Source organism: Borrelia hispanica CRI (genome assembly GCF_000500065.1).
Classification (GTDB): Bacteria; Spirochaetota; Spirochaetia; order Borreliales; family Borreliaceae; genus Borrelia; species Borrelia hispanica.
This window is the reverse complement of sequence record NZ_AYOU01000047.1, coordinates 1-1,327: the sequence shown is the minus strand read 5'-3', so window position 1 is coordinate 1,327 and position 1,327 is coordinate 1. Positions and strand designations below refer to the sequence as shown.

The 1,327-nt window shown below is 26.2% G+C and carries 3 protein-coding genes; all 3 read right to left on the bottom strand.

What is annotated here, in order from left to right:
* On the bottom strand, positions 1-347 hold a 347-nt coding region (locus U880_RS09820), incomplete at its 3' end, for an anti-CBASS protein Acb1 family protein (RefSeq protein WP_152520371.1).
* Between the two features lie 168 nt (positions 348-515).
* Positions 516-1,019 carry a Bdr family repetitive protein gene (gene bdr / locus U880_RS0101275; protein WP_024654453.1) on the bottom strand — a complete coding sequence of 168 codons (504 nt, stop codon included), beginning with the start codon at positions 1,017-1,019 and terminating at the stop codon, positions 516-518.
* Positions 1,020-1,030: 11 nt separating this feature from the next.
* Positions 1,031-1,327, bottom strand: a 297-nt coding sequence (locus U880_RS09815) for a phage terminase large subunit family protein (protein ID WP_456061755.1), incomplete at its 5' end; no start/stop codon positions are given.

Below are 1,327 nucleotides of genomic sequence, written 5' to 3'. Positions count from 1 at the left end.
CTACTTTCTGGTCCAATGTCATGTACTTTAGAATAATCTAAATACATAAATCCAATTGGTAATTCATTATTTACTTCTACATCTAAATCAAAAAACTGATCGGCTGTCTTTACTAAAATGTATCCAACACCATTAAATCGACAACTAATAATGCATTGTAATAATGCTGCTTTTAATTCTATTTTTAAACTACCCAAAGCATCATCAACATCTAATGATGTGCTTGATACACTGTCTAATGTTATTCCGTTCTTTAAACAATCTTTCGCTACATTATCTATGTAGTTCCTAAAAAATATTGAATATTTATATAAATCTCTTACATTTAATCTAAAATTTAATTTCATATCTTTTTTTGTTATATTTCTTTTAATCTTATACCACACAAATATAATACACTTTATTATTTTTGCTAACTTTTTTATAATTTTTTGTTACTTTTTTTATAGCCTTATTTAAGTTTATGAAGGATAAGTTTTACTTATTTAAATTTACTTTATCTTTAATTAACATCTTTATTTAAATATCAGCGTTAATAAAATTCCTACAGCTAGGGTAATAATGGTCCCAAACATCCATGCATGTAATTTTAATGTTCCTTTAACCTCTGATGCAAATTTATCTATCTTAGTATCAAGTTCCATTTTGTTCAGTTCCATATCTTTCCTAACAATATCAATCTTATTATCAAGTTCTTTAATATCTGATTTTAATTCGTCCCTTACTTTGTCGATTTTGTTATTTAAGTTATTTTCAACAGTATCTATTTTGTTATCAAGCTCTTTAATATCAGCCTTTAAACCACGCTCTAACATCTCCAATTTTATGTCAAAGTTCTCTTTTAAATATTGAAGATCTTTAGTAGTAAGTTCATTTTTATAGTATCTATAAGATAAATCGTCCGCAATATCTCTCTTAATACCAGCTTTTACAAGCTCATTTAATACCATCTGCCTAGTAATTACAGGCTCCATTTGCATATACTCCATAAAGAATCTCCTTATGTAATTATTATACAATAATTTATAAGCTAAATGAAAGTAAATTTAGTAAAATGTTGACTTCTATCACGATAATTTAAAGACATAATTAAATATGCTGCTGATAATGCATCAAGAGCATCATCATGAACTTTGCCATCTCCATTATATGAATAAATATCACTAAATACAGAACGACTACTATAATCTAATAAATGCATCTTGTTATAACTAAATGGTGTTAATAAAGAAACAATTCTTGCATGTTTATTTGTTTTTGGTCTTGTTGGTGCAATTCTAAAGTAATTTTCCATATTATCTCGAAGTCTAACATATTCACGTGTCAA